Origin of the sequence: Rhodoferax ferrireducens T118 (assembly GCF_000013605.1) — a bacterium.
GTDB classification, from domain to species: Bacteria; Pseudomonadota; Gammaproteobacteria; order Burkholderiales; family Burkholderiaceae_C; genus Rhodoferax; species Rhodoferax ferrireducens.
On the sequence record NC_007908.1, the window covers coordinates 3183301 to 3207665 of the forward strand.

A 24365-nucleotide genomic window follows, 5' to 3' on the forward strand; every position below is an offset into this window, starting at 1 on the left:
AAACAAAAGCCGCCCTGAAGCGGCTTTTGCATGATCAGTCCATGGACAAGGCCAGAGCTTGATCAGGCCTTGCCCCAATGAACCCCTGGCGAACTCACCCCGTGTTCATCACTCGCCGTTCGGGCCGTTGTGGCAGTCGTAGCAACCCACGGTCTGACCGGCCGAATAAGTCTTGGTCCGATTTTCCAGGGTGAAGGTCTTGCTCATCTTGACCTGGCTGAGCGCCGTGCCACGGTAGTCGCCGCCATGGCAATAAGCACAGGCGGTAGCGCCGCCACTCTCGGCCACGTTCTTATGGCTCGAAATCCAGGCGTTGCCGGTGGTGTGCATGCCGTGCGGCCCGCCCGTGATGGTGTTGGGTACCGTGGCGTGGCAAGCCGTGCATTCGGCAATCGTGCCGGCATGACCCTGCAGGTCTTTGCTCAGGACGTTGTCATTGACCTGCGAACTCGGAAATTCGGCGTGTGTTGCGCCGTGGCAGGATTCACATTGCAGCCCGCCATGGCCGGTGCTGAAGCGGTACAGATTGAAACCCGCCGCCGGGGCATTGGTATTGGAGGCAAAGCGCTGATCCGCCCAGACAAGGGGCAGGCCTGCTGCGTTGACGCCGCTGAGTTCTCGCTTGCCGTCATGGTGACACGACTGGCAGGTGGGCTGGCTGAGCCAACCGGTGCGGGCCTTGCTGCCCACAGCCAGCATGCTGCCGTGGCAACTCTGGCAATTCATCGCCGGTTTGCCGCTGGCATCAAGCGCGTTGCCCATCGGCCCCCGCAGGCATTGCGTCACGGAACCCGGGTGGCACATGTAGCAGGAGGTACGGTTGTTGCTGCTGTTGAGTGTCAGCTGTGTGATCGGATCCTTCACGCTGGCATGCAGGGTGTGCAGGGCTTGTGTGAGCGGCGAAATACCAGCGATGCCGGTGCCGGGCAGCGCGTTGGAACTGTGGCACGCGGCGCACAGCACCGGTTTGCCGGCTTGAGCGGTAGCCGCCAAGCCAGCGGCGCTGTAGCCGAGCTGGTTGAGAGCCGCCGTGAACGCTGAATTGGTCATTTTCTTCTCATCGTGCAGGCGCAAGACGTTTCGCTTCCAGTCTTTCTCGGGGTCGCCGTCATTAACCCAGCCCGCTGTTGGTCTGGCATCGCTGCTGACGGTGGAAGAAGCGTGACACGATTTGCAGCTCATTTCATCGCTCACCGGCAACACGGTTCGCGCCGTGGCCATCACCTTGCCGGACGCGTCTTTGGCCACAACTTTGACCATCGGGTAGAAATTCTTGACACCCTTGTCGTCATAGGGCGTGATCGGAATGCCCTCGGCCTCGAACCACTTGTTGGTCTTGTTGAAGGTCATCGGACGTGGCGTCATGGAAGTCGTGGCATTGCCCTTGAGGCCCACGTTGTCTGCCAGCGTCACGCCAAACAAGGACTTGACCCAGGTCCAGAAATTGGTCTTGCCCACGCTGGACGTGTTGATGGAGCCGGTGGCGTCCGCCATCGCTTCGTAGGTCAAGGTCACGCCACTGGTGACCAGGCCACCGGCCGTGCTGACCAGTTGCGCATGCAGGTTGTTATAGGGCGGCAAGATGGAAAAAACCGAATAGTCCTTGCCATCGACGCAATGCATGCCCAGATCATTCCAGGCCAGCAGGGTGAAATTTCCGTTTGCCGTAGGCGTTGATGACGTGCTGCCGCTGTCGGAAGACGTACGTCGACTCTGGTCCATTTGAGCAGTGACATTCGCGCTGCCGGCATCACTGCCTGCGCCACCCCCGCCGCAGGCCACCAACAGCGCGGCCGCCACTGAACTCAAACCTATGCGCATGGCACGATTTATTCGTTGATTCATCACATTTCCTCATCGGTTGTACAAAGCACGCTGGTCCACAGCGACCGCTGTAGCCACTTGAGTCACATGGCCCTACTGTCTCTGGGGTCGTCGGCATGGCGACAAGGCTTGATGGAGGCACGATCCAGGATCAGAACCCGATTGGGGGCTTGTTTGACTCGGATTCATAATATCTTTACTTAATTATGTAATTACTTAATCATCAAGTAACATATTGCAAGTTTGCGCACTGGAAACTTACAGGCTTAAGAAATCACGCGGTCCTGTCCACGTGCCACTGGCGACGCTGCCGAGCCAAAAATCAGGCGCATATGCTTATTGCCCAAAGTAATCAGCGCTAACGGACAATCGCCCCATGGGCATTGGCAACTACATCAAGATCATCGGGCGTGGCAAGGACGGCGCGCGCGCACTCACACGCGAGCAGGCGGCTGACTTGTTTGGCCAGGTGCTCGACGGCACGGTCACCGACCTGGAGATTGGCGCGTTTTGCCTGGCCATGCGCATCAAGGGCGAAACGCCGCAGGAAATGGCTGGCTTTCTGGACGCTACCGCTGCCCGGCTGCGGCCCATTCCCAGCCACGGCCGCACGGTCGTGGTGCTGCCGAGCTACAACGGTGCACGCAAACTGCCGGTGCTCACACCCTTGCTGGCGCTCTTACTGGCCCGCGAAGGCCTGCCCGTGGTGATGCACGGCGCCAGCACCGAGAATGCCCGGGTTTCAGCACAAAATATACTCGCAGCCCTTGCGGTGCCTTCACAAGATGCTATTTATTCAATAGCAGAAGGCGAATTGCAGTTTGTTCCGACCGCGCTCTTGTGCCCCGGACTGCAACGCCTGCTGGAAGTGCGCCGCGTCGTGGGCCTGCGCAACCCGGCGCACAGTCTGGTCAAGCTGCTCAACCCCTGCGACAGCCCGGCGTTGATCGTCAGCAGCTACACCCATCCCGAATACGCAGCGGCCATGACCGCGACCTTTCAACTGATGCAGGGCCAGGCCCTGCTGCTGCGCGGCACCGAAGGCGAACCGGTCGCCGACCCCCGGCGCACACCCGCCATGGACGCCATCGCCCACGGCCAGGTCACGCGAGTGCAGGAAGCGCAAGGCGGCACGCTGGCCAGCGTGCCCGGCCTGCCGACGCCTGACGTGGCCAGCACTGCCGCATGGATACAAGCGGTGCTGAACGGTGAACAACCGGTGCCGGCACCCATCGCCCTGCAGGTGGCACATATCGTGCATCTAGCGAAACCAACGAGGACGACCGCATGACACACACCCCAACGCCGCCACCCAGCCCTGGCAAGCCCGACTTGCCAAACCACAGCGACCATCAGTTGCCGGCAACCGACTTCAGCAGCCTGTCGGGTGCGGGCCGCTGCACGCTGGTCGGCGCTGGCCCGGGCGACCCCGAGTTGCTGACCCTCAAGGCTTTGAAGGCGATTCAGGCCGCCACCTTGCTGCTGGTGGATGACCTGGTGAGCGACGCGATTGTGGCGCTGGCCACACCCGGCGCCCGCATCGTGCATGTGGGCAAGCGCGGGGGCTGCCAGTCCACGCCGCAGGCCTTTATTGAAAAACTCGCGATCATGGCGGTACAAGAGGGTGAAACCGTGGTGCGCCTCAAAGGCGGCGACCCGTTTGTCTTTGGCCGAGGCGGCGAAGAGTTGGAGCACCTGCAGGCCGCAGGCATCCGGGTTGACGTCGTCAACGGCATCACGGCCGGCCTGGCCGCCGCGACCTCACTGGGCGTGCCGCTGACCCACCGCGAACATGCGCACGGCGTGGTATTCATCACGGGACATGCCAAGCCGGGTGACACCGGCACCGACTGGCGCGCGCTCGCCGCCACGGCGCACAGCGCCCGCCTGACCCTGGTCATTTACATGGGCGTCAGCGGTGCCCGGCGCATTCAGGACGAGTTGCTCAGCGGCCTGCCCGCCCACACACCCGTGGCCGTGATCCAGAACGCCAGTTTGCCCACCCAGCGCCAGGCCGTCTGCACCCTGGGCGAGCTGCAGTGCACCCTTGAGCGGGAAGATCTGGCAAGTCCCAGCGTGATTGTGGTGGGCGACGTGCTGAAAGGGCTGCTGGCACTGCAGCAGCCGCTGTCACAACAGTCTTTGCGGGCTTGACCCGAGACGCGCCAGGGCGGGCGGCTCACCGCAGCCGGCCCCGCGCGGCGCCTACACTGCGGCCCATGCAAAATTTTGACGTCGTGGTGATGGGCGCTGGCGCCGCGGGCCTGTTCTGTGCTGGCGTGGCGGGCCAGTTGGGCCTGAAGGTGCTGGTGATCGACCACAGTGACAAGGTAGCCGAAAAAATCCGCATCTCCGGCGGTGGACGCTGCAATTTCACCAACCTGGATACCAGCGCAGCCAATTTTTTGGGCAACAACCCGAATTTTTGCCGCTCGGCCCTCTCAAGCTATACGCCACGCCACTTCACCGACTTGCTGCAGCGCCATGGCATCGCGTTCCATGAAAAGCACAAGGGACAGCTGTTTTGCGACCGCTCGTCCGAGGACATCATCCAGATGTTGCTGGCCGAGTGCGACGCAGGCGGCGTCACGCGCTGGCAGCCCTGCAGTTTAAAGAATATAGTTTTTTCAGCCTCTAGCCCGCATGCAGAAGGCATAGGCAGCTATGAAATAGAGAGTGACCGGGGCACCATCCGGTGCGCTGCGGTTGTCATCGCCACCGGCGGCCTGTCGATTCCCAAAATTGGCGCCACCGATTTGGGCTACCGCATCGCCCGCCAGTTTGGTCTGCGCCTGATCGAGCCGCGTCCCGCCTTGGTGCCACTGACTTTTGACGGTGAAGCCTGGGCCCCCTACGCCGCTCTGGCCGGCCTGTCGCTGCCGGTACAAATAGAAACTGGCAGCAAGAAAGCAAAAATCAGTTTCCTGGAAGACCTGTTGTTCACCCACCGCGGCCTGAGCGGCCCGGCCGTGCTTCAGATTTCGAGCTACTGGCAGGCTGGCACGCCGATCCGGATCAACCTGGCGCCCGGCACCGAGGTGCTGCAGGCGCTCATGCGCGCCAAGGCCAGCTCGCGCAAACTGATCGCCAATGAGCTGGCCCAGCTGGTACCCTCGCGTCTGGCCGACGCCTGGGTGCAAGCGGGCGCCAGCGCCGGCCACGACTGGCAACGTCCGATCAACGAGGCCAGCGACAAGGCGCTGGCGGCCCTGGCCGAGCGCCTGACACGCTGGGAACTCACCCCGACCGGCACCGAAGCCTATAAAAAAGCCGAGGTCACCGCTGGCGGCGTGGACACCCGGGATTTGTCGTCGCAGACGATGGAATCGAAGCAGCCTGGCCTGTATTTCATCGGCGAAGTGGTGGACGTGACCGGTTGGCTGGGCGGCTACAACTTCCAGTGGGCCTGGGCCAGCGCCTACGCCTGCGCGCAGGGCCTGGCAGCGAAACTGCTCAAAAAATAGCGTTGGAGTCTGCAACCGGCGCTTGATGACGGCGGCACCGGACTTGAATTCGGTGGCAAGCCCGCTATAATCCATGGCTTTGCTGGCAAACCCCCGCTGCCTGATCAACTTTAAAGCGGGGAAAAACGCACGATAACCGTCAAATGGCCCGATCTTCCTTTGGCGCACGTCTGCATATTTTGGACAACATTATTTAATGACAACCATCCGTGTAAAAGAGAACGAACCCTTTGACGTGGCGCTGCGTCGCTTCAAGCGCACCATTGAGAAACTCGGCCTTTTGACTGACTTGCGCGCCCGCGAGTTCTACGAAAAGCCCACCGCCGAGCGCAAGCGCAAGAAGGCCGCCGCCGTCAAGCGTAACTACAAGCGCATTCGCGCCATGCAGTTGCCCAAGAAGATGTATTAAGTAGATACAAGCTGAAATCTTGCGGGACAGACCGTAGTTACGCGTAGCGAACAAGCTCTGTCCTCAACTGATTAGAGAAAAAAGCTCGCCGGGGACGCTCAGGCGGGCTTTTTTTTGTCTGCTCGCAGCGAGCCCATAATGCAAATCCCGATTCACCAAGCACCTCAAGGAGTTCACCCCATGTCACTCAAAGACCAGGTCACTGAAGACATGAAGACCGCCATGCGCGCGCACGACAGCGAACGCCTGGGCACCATCCGTCTGCTGCTGGCGGCGGCCAAGCAAAAAGAAGTCGATGAGCGCGTGGTACTCGATGACACTGCCATGGTGGCCATCGTCGACAAGCTGATCAAGCAACGCAAGGACTCGGTCGCCGCTTTTACCCAGGCCAATCGCATGGATCTGGCCGACAAGGAATCGGCCGAGATCAAGGTGCTGGAGGCCTACCTGCCCAAGCGTCTGTCGCCCGAAGAAGTGACTGCTGCGGTGCAGGCGATCGTGGCCCAGCTGGGTGCCAAGGGCCCCGGCGACATGGGCAAGGTCATGGGCGCCGTCAAAGCGCAACTGGCCGGCAAAGCCGATATGGGACAGGTGTCAGCTGCGGTCAAAGCCGCGCTGGCCGCCTGACCAACGGCGCCTCAACTCCCTGCCACCTTCATCCGGTCCACCAGCACCGAACCGATGGTCTTGGCGCCGTAGTTGTAGGTGTCGGCCCCCACGGCAGTGATCCCCTTGAGCATGTCTCTCATGTTGCCCGCGATGGTGATCTCGTGTACCGGATAGGCAATGCGGCCTTTCTCAACCCAGAAGCCACTGGCACCGCGGGAGTAGTCGCCGGTAACGTAGTTCACACCGCTGCCCATCAACTCGGTCACGAACAAGCCGGTGCCCAGTTTTTCGAGCATCGCGTTCAGGTCATCACCGGGGCGCGTCAGGCGCGACGTCAAGATGAGGTTGTGCGAACCCCCGGCATTGCCGGTGGTCTTCATGCCAAGCTTGCGGGCCGAGTAGCTGCCCAGAAAATAGCCCTGCACCCGCCCGGCTTGCACCACCTGGCGCGCTTTGACCCGGACACCCTCGTCATCAAACGGCGAGCTGCCTTTGCCGCGTTTGACAAACGGGTCTTCCAGAATATCAATGTGTTTGGCCAGCACCTGCTGGCCCAGCGAGTCGAGCAGAAATGAGCTCTTGCGGTACAGGGAGCCGCCACTGATGGCTTGTACAAAGCTGCCCAGCAGGCCAGCGGCCAGCGGCGACTCAAACAAGACCGGGCACTCGGTGGTGGCAATCTTGCGCGAATTCAGACGACTCAAGGCGCGCGCGGCGGCGTAGCGGCCCACGGCTTCGGGCGAGGCCAGCTCATCGGCGTTGCGCTGAGAGCTGTACCAGGCATCGCGCTGCATGCCGCTGCCCTTGCCCGCGATCGGCGACACCGACAGGGAGTGGCGCGAACTGGCATAACCACCCCGAAAGCCATGTGTGTGCGCGCTGAAAAAATGCGATTGCTGCGCTGACACGGCCGCGCCCTCGCTGTTGGTGATGCGCTTGTCGGTTTGCACCGCCGCCGCCTCACAAGCCATGGCGATTGCCGCCGCCTGCTCGCTGTTGATCACCCACGGGAAGAACAAATCCAGGTCGGTGCGCTGCTCTGAGGGCTGGGCAATGTCCTGCACATCGGGCAAGGCCGCAAACGGGTCTTCGGCCGTGAAGCGTGCAATGTCATACGCAGCCTGCACGGTCTGCTCGATCGCAACGTGGGAAAAGTCAGAGGTGCTGGCGTTACCCCGGCGCTGACCCGAATAGACCGTGACGACGAGCGACTTGTCGCGGTTACGTTCCACATTTTCCAGCTCCCCCTTGCGCACCGATACGCTCAGCCCGCAGCCCTCGGACGCTTCGGCCCCGGCGTCGCTGGCGCCGAGTTTTTTGGCGTGCGCCAGGGCGCTGTCGACCAAGCCCTCAAAAAAAGAACGGCTGTAACTGAAGCCCCTGTCAGGGTCGCGCTGAGCGGGGGTGGCTGTCTTGGTGGTGTTGGGTTTCTTCATACGGACGGCTATGATACTTGGCTATGTCACGTAAACTAAAAAAAGGCTATTTCGTTCGCGGTGAGTTTGTTGCCGAAGGCAGCGAACGCGACCTGGAGCTCAAGCGCGAGCTCAAGGGCACCGACGAGCAAAGCCGTACCGATCTCAAGCGCGAAAGCCTTGAGCTGCAAAAGCTCGGTGAAGACCTGCTGACGCTGCGCGCCGACCTGATGGCCCGGCTGAACTTGTCCGAAAAGCTCAAAGACGCCGTGCTGGAGGCCAAACGCATCACCAACTTCGAGGGCAAGCGCCGCCAGATGCAATACATCGGCAAGATGATGCGGCTGCTGGATCCGGCCACGCTGGAGGCGGTGCGCACCACCTTGCATGAACAAAACAACGGCTCCGCACAGGAAAATCTGGTGCTGCACCTGGCCGAGACCTGGCGTGATCGCCTGGTCGCCGACGAGGACGCCTTTGGCGAGTGGATCAGCCAGTACCCCGACACCGACAGCCAGCAACTGCGCGCCCTGACCCGCCAGGCCCGCAAGGACGCCAAACCCGAGAAGCCCGGTGAGGCGGCGCGCCATGGCCGCGCCTACCGCGATATTTTTCAACTGGTGCGTGAACAGCTCGGTCGCCCTGAGGAGCCGGCATGAGCGCATCAGCTTCTTCCCCCTTCGACCCCATCAAGATCGGCATCGTTTCCGTCAGCGACCGGGCCTCCGGCGGCATCTATGTGGACAAAGGCCTGCCCGCCCTGCAAGCCTGGCTCACCCGCGCCCTGAAAAACCCGCTGCAGTTTGAGCCGCGCCTGATCCCGGACGAGCAAGCCACCATCAGCGCCACGCTGATTGAACTGGTGGATGCCGGATGTGCCCTGGTGCTGACCACCGGTGGCACCGGCCCGGCCCTGCGCGACGTCACGCCCGAGGCCACGCTGGCCGTGGCGCACAAGGAGATGCCGGGATTTGGCGAGCAAATGCGGAGAATCAGCCTGCAGTTTGTGCCGACGGCCATTTTGTCGCGCCAGGTGGCGGTGATTCGCAACCAGACCCTGATCATCAACCTGCCGGGTCAGCCCAAGGCGATTGCCGAAACACTCGAAGGCCTGCGCGGAGGCGATGGCGCGCTTGTGATGGCCGGCATTTTTACGGCCGTGCCGTATTGCATCGACCTGATTGGTGGACCGTATCTGGAGACCGACGAGGCCGTGTGCAAAGCGTTCCGCCCGAAAGCAGCCATCCGCACGTTTTCTTGATAAAAACGCGTTCCAGCCCCCGTACGCACTGCGTAGACAGCTATTTAATCAATAGCAAATAGGTACTACTTGCCGACCAGCTGATTGAGCTTCTCGGCCTCAAAATGTTCGCTGACCGCGGCATCCCCCGGCACCACACTGGCGTCATGCCGTTGCACGCTGAGCTGCTCGATCGCCTTCCACAGCATTGAAATCTGATGTTCCTGCGTGGAAGCGTTGTCGATCAGGCCGCGCATGGCCTGGCTCAGCGGGTCGTCATTTTGCGTCACACCGTAGGCTGAAAAACCCATCTTGGAGGCGGCTTCTTCACGCTTGACATCAAGCTCGGCCTGAATGATGCGCGCCGGGTTGCCGACCGCCGTGGCACCGGCCGGTACCGGCTTGGTCACCACCGCGTTCGACCCCACTTTGGCCCCATCGCCGACCGTGAAGCCGCCCAGCACTTGCGCACCCGCCCCCACCACCACATTGCGACCCAGCGTGGGGTGGCGCTTGACGCCTTTGTAGAGCGAGGTGCCGCCCAGCGTGACGCCCTGGTAAATGGTGCAACCATCGCCAATCTCGGCCGTCTCGCCCACCACCACGCCCATCGCATGGTCAAAAAATACGCGTTCGCCGATCTTGGCGCCGGGGTGGATTTCAATGCCGGTCAAAAAGCGGGCGATGTGGGAGGTGAAGCGCCCCAGCCACTTGAAACCGTGTTGCCAGCACCAGTGCGCCAGACGATGCAACACCACGGCGTGCAAACCGGGGTAGCAGGTCAACACTTCCCAGCGCGTGCGAGCGGCCGGGTCGCGCTCAAGAATGCATTCAATGTCGGAGCGGATTCGGGAAAACATAGCTGAAGTCTAGCCTTTGACCAAAGCCGTAGCGGGCGTCAGGGCCTCGGGACGCGCCACGTTCTGCAACATCGCCTTGGCAATGCCGCGCAGAATGTGAACCTCTTCCTGCGTGACACCGGCCCGGTTGAACAGCTGATTGAGCCGGGGCATCAATTTTTTGGGCGCTTGCGGGTCCAGAAATCCAATCGCCTGCAGCGACTGCTCCAGATGCCCCAACATGCCCGCCACTTGGGCTGCGTCGGCCAGCACCGGCTCAAGGGTCGCGGATTGAACGGGAAAGGCGCCCAAAGCCAGCCGCCATTCATAGGCAATCACCTGCACCGCCGCACCCAGATTCAGCGAGCCGAATTGGGGGTCGCTCGGAATACTCAGCGCCACGTGACAACGGTAGACATCTTCATTGCGCATGCCAAAACGCTCGCAGCCAAACAGGAAGCCCATGCCGCGCTCGGGCGCTGCAACAGCTGCCTGCACGAGTTCAGACGTCTCCGGCAAAATTTCATTTTTATAAGCCAGATCAGCCTCTAGCCCCCGTGGAATATGCGTCAGTCGCTCTTTATTTAAGAGCAACTCAAAATGCTCACGCGGCGTCGCCGTGGGCGGCCCAAAGTCGCGCGGCGTCATGGCCGTGGCGCACAAATGCGTGATTCCCTCCAGCGCCTCATCGAGCGTGTCCACGATGCGGGCATTTTTGAGCACGTCCAGGGCGCCACTGGCGCGCTGAATGGTTTCTTCGCGCCTGAGCACATTGGCCCAGCGCGGGGCCACCAGCACCAGGTCGGTGAAACCCATGGTTTTCATGGCACGGGCAGCAGCCCCGACATTGCCGGCGTGGCTGGTGTTGATCAGGATGAAACGTGTTTGCATGGACTGGAAAATCTGGAAATCACCGGGGCGGATAAAATCGCACTATTGTCGCCGCCCGCATCGCCGGACAGCTCCCCTCCCCGTTCTTAATAAATATATATGGCCTCCCCCAATCTGCATCCCATGATCAATGTGGCCGTCAAGGCCGCCCGCGCTGCGGGGTCCATCATCAACCGCGCGGCGCTTGACGTCGAGGCGGTTCGCATCTCGCAAAAGCAGGTGAATGATTTCGTCACCGACGTGGATCAGGCGGCCGAAGCAGCCATCATCGAAACCCTGCTCACGGCCTACCCCGGCCATGGCATCTGGGCGGAAGAATCAGGCCGCGAGCACGGTGCCAAAGACTCCGAATTTGTCTGGATCATTGACCCGCTGGACGGCACCACCAATTTCATCCACGGTTTTCCGGTCTATTGCGTCAGCATTGCGCTGGCGGTCAAGGGCAAGATTGAGCAGGCCGTCATTTATGACCCCAGCCGCAACGACCTGTTCACCGCCACCAAAGGACGCGGGGCCTACCTCAACGACCGGCGCCTGCGCGTGTCCAAGCGCATCCGCCTGCAGGAGTGCCTGATCTCCACCGGTTTCCCGTTCCGCCCCGGTGATGATTTCCCAAACTACCTGCGCATGATGACGGACCTGATGCCAAAGACCGCCGGTCTGCGTCGCCCCGGCGCTGCGGCGCTGGACCTGGCCTATGTGGCGGCCGGTTACACCGACGGCTTTTTTGAGGCCGGCCTGCAGCCCTGGGACGTAGCAGCGGGCTCCTTGATGGTGACCGAAGCCGGTGGCCTGGTCGGCAATTTCACCGGTGAGCCTGAATTTCTGGAGCACAAAGAGTGCATGGCCGGCAACCCGCGTGTTTATGGTCAGTTGGTCGGCATTCTGGGGAAATACAGCAAATTTGCCAGCGCGGGCGAAAAAGCAGCGCTGCGCCAGTCCAATCTGACATCAGCCGCGAGTAACGCCGTTGATGCCGATGGCACGCCCGGCGGCGACTGACGCACCGCTGTAGCCCGGCACTGGGGTGCTAATCAGCGCCCCCCAGCCTCAATTGAGCTATGGGCACCGGCTTGCCAAACAAATAACCCTGAAACCGGGTGCAGCCGTGTTGCAATAAAAAATCACGCTGGCCAACCGTCTCCACACCTTCGGCCACTACCCCCAGCCCCAGGCTCTGACCCAGGGCCAGCACGGTGCGCGCGATGGCGGCATCGTTCGGGTCGGTCAGCACATCGCGCACAAACGACTGATCAATCTTGAGTTGTTGCAGCGGCAACAGCTTGAGGTAAGACAGCGACGAATAACCGGTGCCAAAGTCATCGAGCGAGAAGCGCACACCGACGTCGCGCAGCTCGCTCATTTTTGCGATGGCGTCCTGGGTATCGGTGAGCAACAGGCTCTCGGTCAGTTCCATTTTCAGACGTTTCGGGTTGGCGCCGGTCTGGCGCAACATGGTCAGCACCTGCTGCACAAACTCCGGCTGGCGGAACTGGCGCGCACTCACATTCACCGCCATGGTCAGGCGTTCGGTAGCCGCCTGCGCCGACCAGCTCACCAGCTGTAGGCAGGCCACCCGCAACACCCACTGCCCCAGCGGCAGGATCAGCCCGGTTTGCTCCGCCATCGGGATGAATGCCAGCGGGGCAACAAGGCCGCGCTGCGGATGCTGCCAGCGCACCAGCGCCTCAACGCCGACCACGCGCGCATCCTGATCAACCACCGGCTGGTAGAACAACACCAGTTCGTCACGCGCCAGGCCGTGGCGCAGTTCCAGCTCCAGTGCCGTGCGCTGCGTCACCAGCGCCTGCATGGTCGGGTCGAAAAAGCGCAGCGTGTTGCGCCCCGCAGACTTGGCCTCGTACATCGCCAGATCGGCCTGTTTCAACAGGTCGTCCAGGGTCTGCTGCTGGTTGTCAAACAAGGTGACGCCGATGCTGGGCGTGCTGTGGTGCTCCGCGCTGCCCAGCCGGTAAGGCTGGTTGAGCTGAGCCATGATTTTGCGTCCCACCTGCTCGACTTGCGTGATGGCATCAGCCTGGGTGCGCTCCAGGCCCTGCAACATCACCACAAACTCGTCGCCACCGAGTCGCGCCACCGTATCGGTCTCGCGCACACTGGCCAGCAAACGTTTTGCCACCTGCTGCAAGAGCGCGTCGCCCACATCGTGGCCCTGTGTGTCGTTGAGGTCCTTGAAGTTGTCCAGATCGATAAACAGCAGCGCGCCGGCGCCGTGTTCGCGCGCGCTGCTCACCAGCGCCTGCTGCAGGCGGTCCATCAGCAAACGGCGATTGGGCAGATCGGTCAGCACGTCATAAAACGCCAGCCGCTCAATCTTTTCTTCGGCCCGTTTGCGCTCGGAAATGTCGCGCCCAATGCCCCGGTAGCCCTTGAACTGGCCCTGCACATCAAAAATTGGCGTGCCACTGATGGCCACCCAAGTCAGGCAGCCGACCGCGTCGGTGCACAGCATCTCGAAATCGTGAAAGGTTTCATGCGCCTGCAACACCGCCCGGTGTGCTGCCCACTGCGCCTGGCTGACGCCCTGCGCATCGGTTTCCCAGCGTGTGACGCCAAGATAGTTGTCCTCAGGCAAGCGCATGCTGGTCTGCGAGCTGCCATCGAGTCGAACAAAACGAAATTGTGCGTCCTGCTCCCAATACCAGTCCGACGAGAGTTCGGTCAAGGCCCGAAAACGGGCTTCACTTTCACGCAAGCGCTCCTCGGACTGCTTGCGCGCGGTGATATCGGTGATCAAGCCATTCCACAGCACCGTGCCATCCGCCTCGCGCTCAGGCGTGGCCTGGCCCAGCAACCAACGGACCTCGCCGTCCTCAAAGCGCAGGCGATATTCATGGCGCCAGGGCTTAAGCTCCCGCGCAGAAGCCTTGATGGAGGCAATAAATTCTGACACGTCATCGGGGTGGTGCAGCTTCAGGATGCCCGCCGCATCCTGCATGATTTGTTCTGGCGACACCCCCCGGAAAATCTCTCGCACCAGGTCGCTGACGTAGCCAAACTGAAATCTGCCATCGGTCTTGAGCCGCAACTGAAACACCATACCGGGCACCCGGCTGGTGATGTTTTGAATAAAGCCGAGCCGGTCCTGCAACGCCAGGGCCGCGGCCCGTTCGTGCGTGACGTCCTGCACCACGCCGAAAACGATCGCTTCGCCGCCCTCGCCCGACCCATGTTGCATGCGCGAACGATGCCAATGCATGCGGCCATCCGGATGCTCCCATTGATACTCCACGATCGCGCCATCAACCGCACGCCTGGCTTGGGCAAATTTCTCCTGGTCCTCGGCCCGGATGCGACTGCGCCCCACCGACCGATGCATCACCGAGCCGGGCGCCAGCCCGGCCAGACGGTACATGCCCTTGGACCAGCGCAGAGTAGCCGGGTCAGCGCCAGAGGTCCAGTAGCCCACCGCAGCCAGATTCTCCATCGACTCAAACAGATGAATTTGCTGATTCAACCGCTCATTGGTCGATTTCAAAAGCTGCTCACTGGCCAGCAACTCGGCCTGCATGGCGCGCTCGGGTGTCACGTCTTTGAGATAACTCAAAAAATAGGCGGTGTGGCCGATCTCGATGCGGGCAGCATTGATTTGCAGGACGAGTTGGCGCCCGTCCTGGCGGACGAACGGCAGGTCCAGATTGCGCAAGCGAGCGCCTTCGCCAGCCTGCGCCAACGCGTCATCATGCGCAGTGCCATCGGGCCAAAGACCCAACTCGACCGAGGTCCGCCCCAGCACCTCCTGCAAGGACAGACCGGTCAGCAGCGTCCATTGTTCATTGACGTCGACATAGGCACCGTCGCGTTCACGGCTCAGCGATATGGCCACCGGGCTCTGGCTGAACACGGCGGCGAGTTGCTGCTGCGAGCGCATGCGCAGCGCCTGGGTTTCGAGCGCGCCCGCGCTGTCCCAGAACTTCACGACGGCCCGCGCAGGCGCCAACTGGAACGCAAAGAACGTGAAAGATTTCCCCGACAACAAACCCTCGCCGAGCAGGCTGCGCGGCTCGATCACACCGCCGTGCAGCGCCACCTCCAACAAGGCTGCCGGCAGCTCCGTGGCGGACAAGCCCGGCAACAGCATCAACAAAGGCTGACCCAAAAACGGCGCACAGGCCTTGCCCAGCAGTTGTTCGGCCTGGACATCAAAGCCGACCAGCAGCAGACTGTCGCCCTCACGCAGTTCGAACTCAAGTTTGCCGATCAACCCGCCCGCAACATCGGCCACGGCCTGCAAACGGCGTTGCGCGTCAAACAATGCCGTTTGCAGGCGACGGACTTCCTCGGACGGATTCATTTTTGCGGCAGGCAGGTCATCAAGGCTCAACTCAATCCAGCTTTCTTCAGGGCGTTCCATTGTGCAGCAAGTGAGCTGCACACCGAACGCGCGCCAGCGATCGCCGCCAGAGATTTTGGATCGCGTTGATCGAGCCGGGCGCAGGCAGCCTGCGGGACGCCACCGACGCCGGCTTCGCCGTCCCCGCCCGACTCAGTTGCTTCGGTGATGACGGCTTAAGGTGAACACGGGTTCATCCTGGCTCAATGCATGCTGGAAACATAGTCAACCAGCGCCACCATGTCCTGATCAGTCATTCCATGCATGACTTTGGTCATCGCCGCAAACAGGCGGGTACCGGTCTGCTTGCGATAACGCTCCAGAGACATACTGAGGTAACCAGGTTGTTGACCGGCAATAAGAGGCAGCGATTCGGCACCGGCTCCATCGTCGCCGTGGCATTTCAGGCAGCGCGTGTTATAGATCGCCTTGCCTGTTGCCGCCGCCGCCCCTGGGGCGCGCGATGCAATCGAGCTCTGCTGGGCATAGAAGTCAGCCACCGCCGCCTTTTCATCCTCGCTCATCGCCCGGGTCAGGCCGCGCATGAATTTGGAATGTGAGCCTTCGCTGCGCTCACCTGTGCTGAACTTGCGCAACTGCTCATAGACATAGTTCACATTTTGCGCCGCCATATTGGGCACATCCGGTGTCGTGCTGGTGCCTTTGAGGCCGTGGCAACTGGCACAAACTTCCGCCACACGCTGACCCGTCTTCACAAAAGCCGCCTTTTTGTAAGCGTCGTGCGTCGCCGCATCAACAATCGCCTGGGCTTTGGACGGCGTTGCGGCAGCGACCGGCGGCGCAGCGAACGCCGCGGGTGACAGGGAAAACACGAGCAAGCCCATCAGTGAGCCAACCAGACCGGATCGAAATGTGCAGCGCATGAGTTCCTTGCAAATCAGCCATCAAAAGTGAAATTTTATCGCGCGGGTGTCGGTGAAGAACGTGTGATGACAGCATGCGCGGGTCCGTCGGCGAGATGAAAGAAGAAGGAGAAGACTATTTGACTCCCAGATACGCCAGCACCCCAGCGCCGGCCTGATGCCCGCTGGCAAAGCAGGCGGTCAGCAGGTAGCCCCCGGTCGGGGCCTCCCAGTCCAGCATCTCACCGGCGCAAAACACGCCGGGCAGTTGCTTGAGCATCAGGTGTTGATCCATCACCTCAAACAGCACGCCACCGGCGCTGCTGATGGCTTCGTCGAGCGGGCGCGCCGCCGCCAGCGTGATGGGCAGGGCCTTGATGGCGCCAGCCAGTGCGGCGGGGTCATTGACCTGCTCCTTGCTCAAGCGCTCGTGTAGCAAGGCGGCCTTGATCCCGTCAATGTGCAAGCGGCTTTTCAGGTGGCTCGAGAGCGAGCGCGAGCCGCGCGGGTGAGTCACCTCGGCCAGCACCTGCTCGGGCGTGCGGTCGGGCAGCAAATCAAGATAGAACGTCGCGTGGCCCTGCTTGATGATCTCGTCACGCAACAGGCTGGACGCCGCGTAGATCAGGCTGCCCTCGACCCCGGTGGCGGTGGCGACAAACTCGCCTTTGCGCCGGAAGTTGACACCCTGCGAGTTCGTGAACTCAATCGCCACCGACTTGAACGGCTGACCGGCGAATCGGCTGGCGAAATAGGTGCTCCAGCCGGGTGGCGCTACTGGGCTTTGGCCGATCAGTTCCTGCAGAAATTCGCGGCGGGTTTCACCCGGCGTGGTGACATCCCCGCCAGCTGGCTGCGCCTGACGGGCCGGGCTGGCGGCCACATCAAAGCCGCAATTGGCGGGCAGCAGCGGCGCCACCGCCACGCCGCGGGCCTGCAGCCACGGCACCCAGGCGCCGTTGGAGCCGAGCCTGGCCCAACTGCCGCCGCCCAGGGCCAGCACCACGGCATCGGCTTGCGCTTGGCTCGGTCCGCCAGGGCCGTCAAATTTGAGTGTGGTGCTCGCCTGCTCAGTGGCCCAGCCGGTCCAGCGCTGGCGCATGTGAAACTGCACGCCCGGCCCGGCCACCGGATGGCGCAGGCGGTGCAGCCAGGCGCGCAGCAGCGGGGCGGCCTTCATGTCCACCGGAAACACCATCCCCGAGCTGCCGACAAAAGTGTCTACCCCCAGGCCCTTGGCCCAGGCGCGCACCTGCGTGGCATCAAAACCCCGCAGCAAGGCCTCAATCTGCGTGCGCCGCGCGCCATAGCGGGAGGCAAAAATAGCGGCCGGCTCGGCGTGTGTCAGGTTCAAGCCGCCCTTACCCGCGAGCAAAAACTTGCGCCCCACCGACGGCATGGCGTCATACACATGCACCTCAATCCCGGCCGCCGACAACACGTCAGCGGCCATCAAACCGGCGGGGCCGCCCCCGACCACAATCACTTTTTTCATGCACTGTTCCAATTCACTTCATTCACTTCGATCAACGCGCCGTGCGCGGTCAAAAATGCGGCCTTGACCACCGCATCCGGATAAATGGCCTGCACGGCCGCCCGGTAGTCGCGCAGCTGCGCCAGCAGCTCCGCTTGTTCGTGGGGCGCCGGGGCCGACTTGTAGTCCAGCACCCACCAATGGCCCGCGTGCTGTGCGTCCGTGCGCTGCACCAGGCGATCCAGGCGCAGGCATTGGCCCTGGTACAGCAACTCAATCTCATTGCCCTGCCAAGCCAGCCTTGTATTGTCCCAGGCCCAGGCGCCCTCGCCTTGCAGGATACGCGCGGCCATGGCGGCGGCTTGTGCGCCCTGCTCGGGCGTGAGTGCAAATTCACGCGCACAGGCGGCCGTATTGGCTGGCGTCGCGTCGCCCCATTCCAGCAGCCGGTGCATGGCCTTGCCCAGGCGGGCGCTGAGCGCGTCAGCGTCAGCGTTAGCGTCATCACCACCGCGACTTCCGCCCAAATTTGCTTCACTTTTTATAGCTACTTGCCTATATTCTACGGGGGCTAAAGGCAGTTCTTTGATATAAAACACAGCATCCGCCACGGTCACCGCATCGGGAAGCGGCGCCGCCAAGGCGGCTGCACCTGCGGGCACCGCCGGCTGGGCCAGGTCGCTCAGGCGCTGCCACCAGCTGCGCTCCGCGCTGCGGTAGGGTGCGATGCTGGAAATAGCCAGCGTGCGGCGCGCCCGCGTCAGCGCGACGTACAGGGCATTAAGTTCTTCGCGCTGGCGCTCCAGCCGCTCGGCCTCCAGCGTGGGCACGGCGCAGGCGGGCGGTTGGCTCTCACTGGCCAAAAACACAAATTTGCTCGGCCACGCGGCCTCCCCCGGCCAGTCAATCAGCACACCCATGGTGTCGGCGTTGCGCTCGGGCGTGTCGGTGTCAAGCAAGAGCACGACCTGCGCCTCCAGCCCTTTGGCGCCGTGCACAGTGAGCAGGCGAACCGCCTGCGGGTTGACGGCGGCAGGCGCCAGCACGCCACCACCTTTAAGGGCGCGCACAAACGCATAAGGGGTCGAAAAACGTCCGCCGTCGAGCTGCAGCGACATCCCCAGCAAGGCTGTCAGGTTGGCCAGTACGGCGTCGCGCTGGCTGGCCGGTGCTGCCGCCGCAAAGCGGGCCAGCACGTCGCCGTCAAAGTAAATGGCCTGCAGCGCATCGTGCGGCGGCCATTGATCCAGCCAGCCTTTCCATCGCATCAAACAAGCCGCTAGCCCCCGTCCGTCCTGCGTCGACAGCTCTGATTTTTGCAGCACGTCAAACCATGACCCATCGGCGGGCGGCTGCGACTGCGCCCGCACCGCTTGCGCCAGCTGCACCAGCGCAGCGTCGGTCATGTCAAACAAAGGCGACTTGAGCACCCGCGCCAGCGACAGGTCATGCCGGGGCGACACCAGCACGTCCAGCAGGGCCACCAGGTCCTGCACTTCGCAGCAGTCAATGAGATTGGTTTTTTCGCCAATCTGGGCCGCGATGTGCAACTTGCGCAACTCCAACTGCAAGGGCAGCAAGCCCGCGCGCTTGCGTGACAGCACCATCACGTCAGCGGCCTGCAGGCCGCGCCCCTCGGTATCGGGCGTCTCGGCGCTGGCCAACTGCTGCGCAATCCAGTGCGCCGCTTGGCGCGCCTCCAGGGTGCGCAGGGTTTCCTCCGGCAGCTCGCGCGGCGTATCCAGGCTGTCGCGCCAGCCGGCGCTGGCCGTCCCGCCCCCTTCGGTCTCATCGCCGCTGGATGCGGCCCCCGCCAGACGCTCTGGCCTGGCAATCGGCGGCAGCTTGCAAACCAGTCCCAGCTCGGAGGCGCTGGTGGTATGCGCTCTGAACCCCTCGTAGCCATCGGCCTGCACCGCCTGCGTCATGACGGCGTTCACGACGGCGATGACCCCGGTGGCGTTGCGCCGGGTGTGGTCGCAACTGAGCAGATCGCCGTTCAAACCGTCGCGCACAAAGGCTTTGGCCGCCTTGAACACTTGCGGCTCGGCCCGGCGAAAGCGGTAAATGCTCTGCTTGGGGTCACCCACGATGAACACTCGGGGCGCCGTGGCGCCAGCGCCACCGCTTGCGCCCCCGCCCGTGCCCGCGTAGCCACTGAGCCAGGACTTGAGCGCCTGCCACTGCAGCGGGTTGGTGTCCTGAAACTCGTCGATCAGCAGGTGTTTGATGCGCGCATCGAGCCGCTCCTGCACCCAGCCGCAGAGCACCGGGTCACTGAGCATCACCAGCGCGGCGCGCTCCACATCGTTCATGTCAACCCAGCCGTGCTCCCGTTTGAGGGCCGCGAACTCCTTGAGCAGCGCCCGGGTCAGGCGCGCCATGCGTTGCTGGTAAGTCCAGGCCGCGTGTTGCAAGCGGGCCGCCACCACGCGCAGCACCAGGTCCTGGGCCTCACGCACGGCCTCAATACCGGCGATCTTCTCGCTGAACTTGCGCGGCGCGTCCTTGTCGGTCAGCAAGGCGGCAAACGCGGCCGACAGGTCACCGCTTGAGAGCGCCATTTCAAGCTCCACCCCTTTGGCAGCAAACGTCTTGGCACTGGCACGGCCCAAGGCGGCGGCGGCGTCGAGCAGGATTTGCCAGCGCTGCGGCTGGTCGCGCAAAAAATCATCGGGCGTGCCCAAGCCGGCAAACTCGGGGAATTGCGTGCCAAACGGCAACACCGAGCGCAGCACCACGCCTTGCGCATCGGCCAGGGTAAATTCGGTGCGCTTGTCGAGCGCGGTTTGCAGGGCTTTGTCGGTCTGCGCGCGGCCGTAGTCAAACACCACCGCCTCGTAATCAAACTGCAGGGTGAAACCACATGATTCATCAGGCGCGTCACCACGCAACTCGGCGCCGCCGACCTGCGCTGGCTTTGGCCGCAGCAGCGCGGCATAAAAACGCCGCCAGACCAGGGCTTTGGCCGGGGTATCGTCCTCCAGCAACTGGTAGTTGGCAGGCAGCTCCATCTGCTGCAAAACCGCCAGCGGCGCACTGCGCAGCAAGGCAGCAAACCAGCTGTGGAAAGTGCGCACCTGCACCTGGCGCCCGCTGCGCAAGATATTCTGATACAACTTTGATAGCTGCTCAGGCAGCACGGACGGGGGATGGAGCTCATTTTTATCCAAAACGCCACGCAGCGTCAGCTCCTTGAGCAGGGTGGCGCGATCGGCCACGGCAAACTCTGCCAGCCATTGATACAGCCGCTCGCGCATCTCGCTGGCCGCCCGCTTGGTGAAGGTGATGGCCAGAATCTCGTGCGGCTGCACCCGCAACTCGCCACTCGATGCATCCACCCCATCAAGCAAAGCGCGCACGATGCGCGACACCAGCATCCAGGTCTTGCCGGCACCGGCGCAAGCCTCCACCGCGACACTGCGGCGCGGGTCGCAGGCGATGGCGTAGAAAGCCTCGGCGCTGATGAGCTGGCCGTTGTGCTCGTAGGCTGGGGCGGGTTGAGAGTCAGGCATTTTTGGGGTCCTTACTGCATGGTTCCGATGCAATTCGGTCTGCATGGCTTGATCCGTCAACCCGGTTATCGGCGGCGTTCTTGTTTTTTAGGCGTTGTATCCCCCCCCTATCCCCCCCGCCCCTTTCCACCCCCGCCGGGGCGGAAAGGGGAGCCAACAGCCACATTTGGCCTTGTCTTAAAAGGTGGGAAATAAACGTGCCGTGGCACGTTGGCCACAAACCGGCTGAACGGCTTCTCGGTAGGTTGCCGCCACTTGGAGGCCAGCATGCAAACGAGCGCATATTTCCCACCTTTAAAAACGCGGCCAAATGAAGCCCCCCTCTTTCGCCCGGCGGGGCGAGAGAGGGGTTGGGGGAGTGAGTGGGGGAAAAATCACAAAAAAACACAGTCACGCCACATCCCAAAAATCTTTCCGACACAGTCCCCGCGCAGCACAAAACTCGCACGCCTTGCCCTCCCCCATCGCCGCCATAGCCGCACCATCGGCGATCCGCGCCATGTCCGTGGCAATCCCCGCCAGCAGCAGGTCACGCAAAGCCACCACGTCGGACTGCTCGTACGTTTTGGTGCCGTCTTTTTCACCCACATTCACATAAGCCGCCGCCAAGGTGTCATCACCCAGCAACGCCGCATAAAACGCGAGTTGGGTGTCTTCCGGCGCATCCTTGATGCGCTGGGCGGTGCTGGCACGCGGCTCGGTTTTGTAGTCGATCACCAGGGCGCTGCCGTCCTGCAGGCGATCGATACGGTCAATCTTGCCAACCAGGGTCAGGTGGCCGAGCGCAGTTTCCCGCCAGCGCTCGGCGGCAACAAAGCTGGCGCCGCTGGCCTCGTGCCCGGCCAGCCACTCCAGGTAGCCCGCGCGCACCCGCGGCCAGGCGGCGGCGAACGGCAAGAATTCGCTGCTGGACAAACCCAGCGCCAGCGTTGCCTGCTCTGCTGCTGCGTTAATCATAGCTAATCGCCCAACAAAATCGGGGGCTGGAGATTCATTTAATGCTTCATGAAAGAGCTTGAGCACGGTGTGCAGCCAGTTGCCGAAGTCGCGTTTGCCAAGCTCGGTGTCGAGTTCATCCGACTCCTGCAGCTTGAGCTGGCGCAAGGCAAAGAACCGGTACGGGCAGCGGCGCAGGTCTTCATACGCCGTGCTGGAGAGCCGGGTCAAAGCCAGCGCATCGCCCCTCGGACTCGGCATGGCGCCAGGCTTGGCCGTGAGCGCGCGCAGCGGCCGCGGATCCGCCGCCATGGCACCGATCTGGCCGAGCTGCAGTTCCTGCACAAAGCCGCTGGCCATCAGGTGCTCGCCGCCTTCGCTCTGGCGCCACAACACATCCACATGGGGAAACTGCAAGGCGTACTGCCAGGCCGCGCGGCTGGCTGCGGCCAGTTGCGCGCGCGCGGGCAGACCGAGCAATTCACGTTGGGCAGGGGTCCACGGGCCGGTGGGTTCGGGTGACATCGGCAGGCGCACGTCGTCGCAGCCGGGCAGCACCACCGCCGCCAGCGGGCGACCCAGCAGCTGGCTCAAGGGCAGGATCACGACCTGACCCGGCGCTGAGTTCTCCGGATGTTCCGGCAAAAAACTGGCAGCCTCCAACGACTGGCTGACCCACGCCGTGAACTCGCTCTGACTCATGGACACGGCCACATCCGCAAACTCGGTATGGGCCCCCTCATGCAAGCGCAGGGCCTGCAGCACCGCTTGCCCGGCAGCGTCTTGCATCAAGCCCGTCCATTGGCCCGCGCTTTGCAGCACGGCGCGCAAATCGACCAGCCAGCGCGCCAGCGGCCGTCCGGATTGCAGACTGTCGCGCAGCGCCTGTACCGGGCGCTGCAAGGCGTCACCGAGCGGCACCGCGCGCCACTCGCGCACCGCGCCGCGGCGCCAACTGGCCTCGGCCTGCGTCACCAGCTGCGGGTCAAACGCCGGCGCGTTCTTCAGCCAGTCAAGCACCCCGTCGGTGCTGGCGTCCCACGCGCTAGCGCGCAGCAGACTCATCAGTGCGGCGGCGGCGCGGGTGGTCGACAGCGTCCAGCCGGTTTCGTCGCGCACGGCCACGCCGCGCTCTTCCAGCATGGCGCGGACCCGGCGCGTCAGCACCCGATCCTGCGCCACCAGCGCCACCGGCGAGCGCCCCGCCGCCAGGTGCGCCAGCACGCAGGCAGCCGCGCGCTGCGCTTCGTCTTCGGCATCCTGGGCCGCGTGCAGCGCCACCGTGTCCGCACCTGCGGCGGCGCCTGTTGGGGTGTCTTCCTGCTGCAGCGCCAGCACGACGACCCGCTCGCCCAGGCCGTGCTGCAAAGCCAGCGCCAGCGGTTCGCTCTGGAAACCTTGCAGCACCACCAGCAAGTCAGGGCGGGCCGCAAACAGCCGATCGGACGGATAACTTGAGCTGGCCACCCAAGCCAGCGCGACCCGTGCCAGCGCGGCTTCCAACGCCAGCACCGGCGCGTCCAGGCCGCTCACCAGCAGACTGTCCAGGCGCAGGCCCCACTGCGCGCGCGCAGTGGGCGCAACAGAGGCGGCAAGCCGGGCCAGACTCCAGGCGGCTTCCATCAGGCGCGCCGCCAACAGGTTTTGATACGGGGCCAATCCCGCGCGTGCCAGCAAAGAAGCCGCCGTCAGCACGTCGCGCGCGCAATCGAGCTGCAGATCGTCCGGGCCGGGCTCAAAGCCACCCAGGCTGCGGGTCCAGTTCATGCTGGTCTCGAAACGGGGCAGAAAATGGGCGGGAGAATTGACGCCGGGTGTAGCGCCCTCCAGAGCACGCAGCCAGGCGCTGCGCGCTTGCTGCATCAGTTGGGCGTACGGCAACAGCACCACCGTGCGTGACGCGTGCACCCCGCGCGCCGCCATTTCGGCGCGGATTTGACCCATGACACGGTCCCACGCCTGATCAACAGGATGGTTTTTTGCTATTTCAGCCATAGGATTTTGGTTAACGATGCAGGGGCTTGGTTTCTGTCACAATTTCTCCACTTTACCTGTACCGACTATCTACCAAGGAATTCTCATGGCCAGCGAACTTATCAAACATGTGTCCGACGCGTCTTTTGAAGCCGATGTGCTGCAATCCACACAACCCGTGCTGGTGGACTACTGGGCCGAGTGGTGTGGCCCGTGCAAGATGATCGCGCCCATTTTGGAAGAAATAGCGACCAGTTACGAAGGCAAACTGCAAATTGCCAAGATGAACGTTGATGAGAACCGCGATATTCCGGCCAAATTCGGCATTCGCGGCATTCCCACCCTGATGCTGTTCAAGGATGGGCAGCTCGCCGCGACCAAAGTCGGCGCCATGAGCAAGTCGCAGATGACGGCTTTTATTGATCAGCAACTCGCCTGAGCTTTTGCGGGACAGACCATTGCCACACGCAGTGGGCAAGCTCTGTCCTCAACTGAACTGAAACCTTGCGGGACAGACCGCAGTTACATGAAGTGAACAAGCTCTGTCCGTAACAATTC

The 24365-nt window shown here is 62.8% G+C and carries 18 protein-coding genes and 1 pseudogene; 9 read left to right on the plus strand and 10 right to left on the minus strand.

The features are described 5' to 3' along the window. Positions 1 to 108: 108 nt before the first annotated feature. Complete coding sequence (locus RFER_RS14575; RefSeq protein ID WP_011465158.1) at positions 109 to 1845, minus strand: hypothetical protein; 1737 nt, start codon at positions 1843 to 1845, stop codon at positions 109 to 111. Positions 1846 to 2200: 355 nt separating this feature from the next. Between RFER_RS14575 and ybiB the strand changes: the two genes are divergently transcribed. The 5 genes from ybiB (at position 2201) to RFER_RS14600 (ending at position 6324) form a co-directional block, all read left to right on the plus strand. Continuing rightward, the gene (ybiB, locus tag RFER_RS14580) at positions 2201 to 3115 is read left to right on the plus strand and encodes a DNA-binding protein YbiB (RefSeq protein ID WP_011465159.1); all 915 of its coding nucleotides are present in this window, start codon (positions 2201 to 2203) and stop codon (positions 3113 to 3115) included. After that, positions 3112 to 3978, plus strand: a complete 867-nt coding sequence (cobA, locus tag RFER_RS14585; protein ID WP_011465160.1) for a uroporphyrinogen-III C-methyltransferase — start codon at positions 3112 to 3114, stop codon at positions 3976 to 3978. Before ybiB ends, cobA begins: the two co-directional genes overlap by 4 nt. A 56-nt stretch (positions 3979 to 4034) precedes the next feature. Beyond that, entirely contained in the window at positions 4035 to 5288 is a 1254-nt protein-coding gene (locus tag RFER_RS14590) for an NAD(P)/FAD-dependent oxidoreductase (RefSeq protein WP_279587709.1), read from the plus strand. Between the two features lie 196 nt (positions 5289 to 5484). Further along, entirely contained in the window at positions 5485 to 5697 is a 213-nt protein-coding gene (rpsU, locus tag RFER_RS14595) for a 30S ribosomal protein S21 (RefSeq protein WP_011465162.1), read from the plus strand. Positions 5698 to 5877: 180 nt separating this feature from the next. Further along, the gene (locus RFER_RS14600; RefSeq protein WP_011465163.1) at positions 5878 to 6324 is read left to right on the plus strand and encodes a GatB/YqeY domain-containing protein; all 447 of its coding nucleotides are present in this window, start codon (positions 5878 to 5880) and stop codon (positions 6322 to 6324) included. Positions 6325 to 6335: 11 nt separating this feature from the next. Here the strand turns inward: RFER_RS14600 and pmbA are convergent, their stop codons facing one another. Further along, complete coding sequence (gene pmbA / locus RFER_RS14605) at positions 6336 to 7742, minus strand: metalloprotease PmbA (RefSeq protein WP_011465164.1); 1407 nt, start codon at positions 7740 to 7742, stop codon at positions 6336 to 6338. A gap of 23 nt (positions 7743 to 7765) precedes the next feature. Here pmbA and yjgA point away from each other — a divergent pair, with 23 nt between their 5' ends. Beyond that, positions 7766 to 8380 carry a ribosome biogenesis factor YjgA gene (yjgA, locus tag RFER_RS14610; RefSeq protein ID WP_011465165.1) on the plus strand — a complete coding sequence of 205 codons (615 nt, stop codon included), beginning with the start codon at positions 7766 to 7768 and terminating at the stop codon, positions 8378 to 8380. Then, on the plus strand, positions 8377 to 8982 hold the full coding sequence (gene mog, locus RFER_RS14615; protein WP_011465166.1) for a molybdopterin adenylyltransferase: 606 nt from the start codon (positions 8377 to 8379) through the stop codon (positions 8980 to 8982). The genes yjgA and mog overlap by 4 nt, the downstream gene beginning before the upstream one ends. 65 nt (positions 8983 to 9047) lie before the next feature. Here mog and cysE read toward each other — a convergent pair whose 3' ends face one another. Together cysE and RFER_RS14625 are read right to left on the minus strand one after the other, a co-directional pair. Next, a complete protein-coding gene (gene cysE / locus RFER_RS14620; protein WP_011465167.1) occupies positions 9048 to 9821 on the minus strand; it encodes a serine O-acetyltransferase in 774 nt (257 codons plus the stop codon). A 9-nt stretch (positions 9822 to 9830) separates the two neighbouring features. Then, a complete protein-coding gene (locus RFER_RS14625; protein WP_011465168.1) occupies positions 9831 to 10691 on the minus strand; it encodes an RNA methyltransferase in 861 nt (286 codons plus the stop codon). A gap of 99 nt (positions 10692 to 10790) precedes the next feature. Between RFER_RS14625 and RFER_RS14630 the strand changes: the two genes are divergently transcribed. Further along, a complete protein-coding gene (locus RFER_RS14630; RefSeq protein ID WP_011465169.1) occupies positions 10791 to 11693 on the plus strand; it encodes an inositol monophosphatase family protein in 903 nt (300 codons plus the stop codon). 28 nt (positions 11694 to 11721) lie between these two features. On the opposite strand, the gene RFER_RS24925 is transcribed toward RFER_RS14630, so the two are convergent. The 6 genes and pseudogenes from RFER_RS24925 to RFER_RS14655 form a co-directional block, all read right to left on the minus strand. After that, on the minus strand, positions 11722 to 14223 hold the full coding sequence (locus RFER_RS24925; protein ID WP_341799121.1) for a sensor domain-containing protein: 2502 nt from the start codon (positions 14221 to 14223) through the stop codon (positions 11722 to 11724). After that, positions 14221 to 15066, minus strand: a pseudogene (locus tag RFER_RS25045) (PAS domain S-box protein); the annotation flags it as partial. The pseudogene RFER_RS25045 and the gene RFER_RS24925, both read right to left, overlap by 3 nt. A gap of 182 nt (positions 15067 to 15248) precedes the next feature. Then, positions 15249 to 15929 carry a c-type cytochrome gene (locus RFER_RS14640; RefSeq protein WP_011465171.1) on the minus strand — a complete coding sequence of 227 codons (681 nt, stop codon included), beginning with the start codon at positions 15927 to 15929 and terminating at the stop codon, positions 15249 to 15251. Between the two features lie 115 nt (positions 15930 to 16044). Then, positions 16045 to 17403: a TIGR03862 family flavoprotein gene (locus tag RFER_RS14645; protein ID WP_011465172.1), complete on the minus strand. Its 1359-nt coding sequence runs from the start codon at positions 17401 to 17403 to the stop codon at positions 16045 to 16047. Then, positions 17400 to 20897, minus strand: a complete 3498-nt coding sequence (locus RFER_RS14650) for a UvrD-helicase domain-containing protein (protein ID WP_011465173.1) — start codon at positions 20895 to 20897, stop codon at positions 17400 to 17402. Before RFER_RS14650 ends, RFER_RS14645 begins: the two co-directional genes overlap by 4 nt. Positions 20898 to 21287: 390 nt before the next feature. Next, positions 21288 to 23828, minus strand: coding sequence for a PD-(D/E)XK nuclease family protein (locus RFER_RS14655; RefSeq protein WP_011465174.1), 2541 nt, complete (start codon positions 23826 to 23828; stop codon positions 21288 to 21290). A gap of 85 nt (positions 23829 to 23913) precedes the next feature. Here RFER_RS14655 and trxA point away from each other — a divergent pair, with 85 nt between their 5' ends. Then, positions 23914 to 24246 carry a thioredoxin TrxA gene (gene trxA, locus RFER_RS14660; protein ID WP_041790805.1) on the plus strand — a complete coding sequence of 111 codons (333 nt, stop codon included), beginning with the start codon at positions 23914 to 23916 and terminating at the stop codon, positions 24244 to 24246. Positions 24247 to 24365 lie beyond the last annotated feature (119 nt).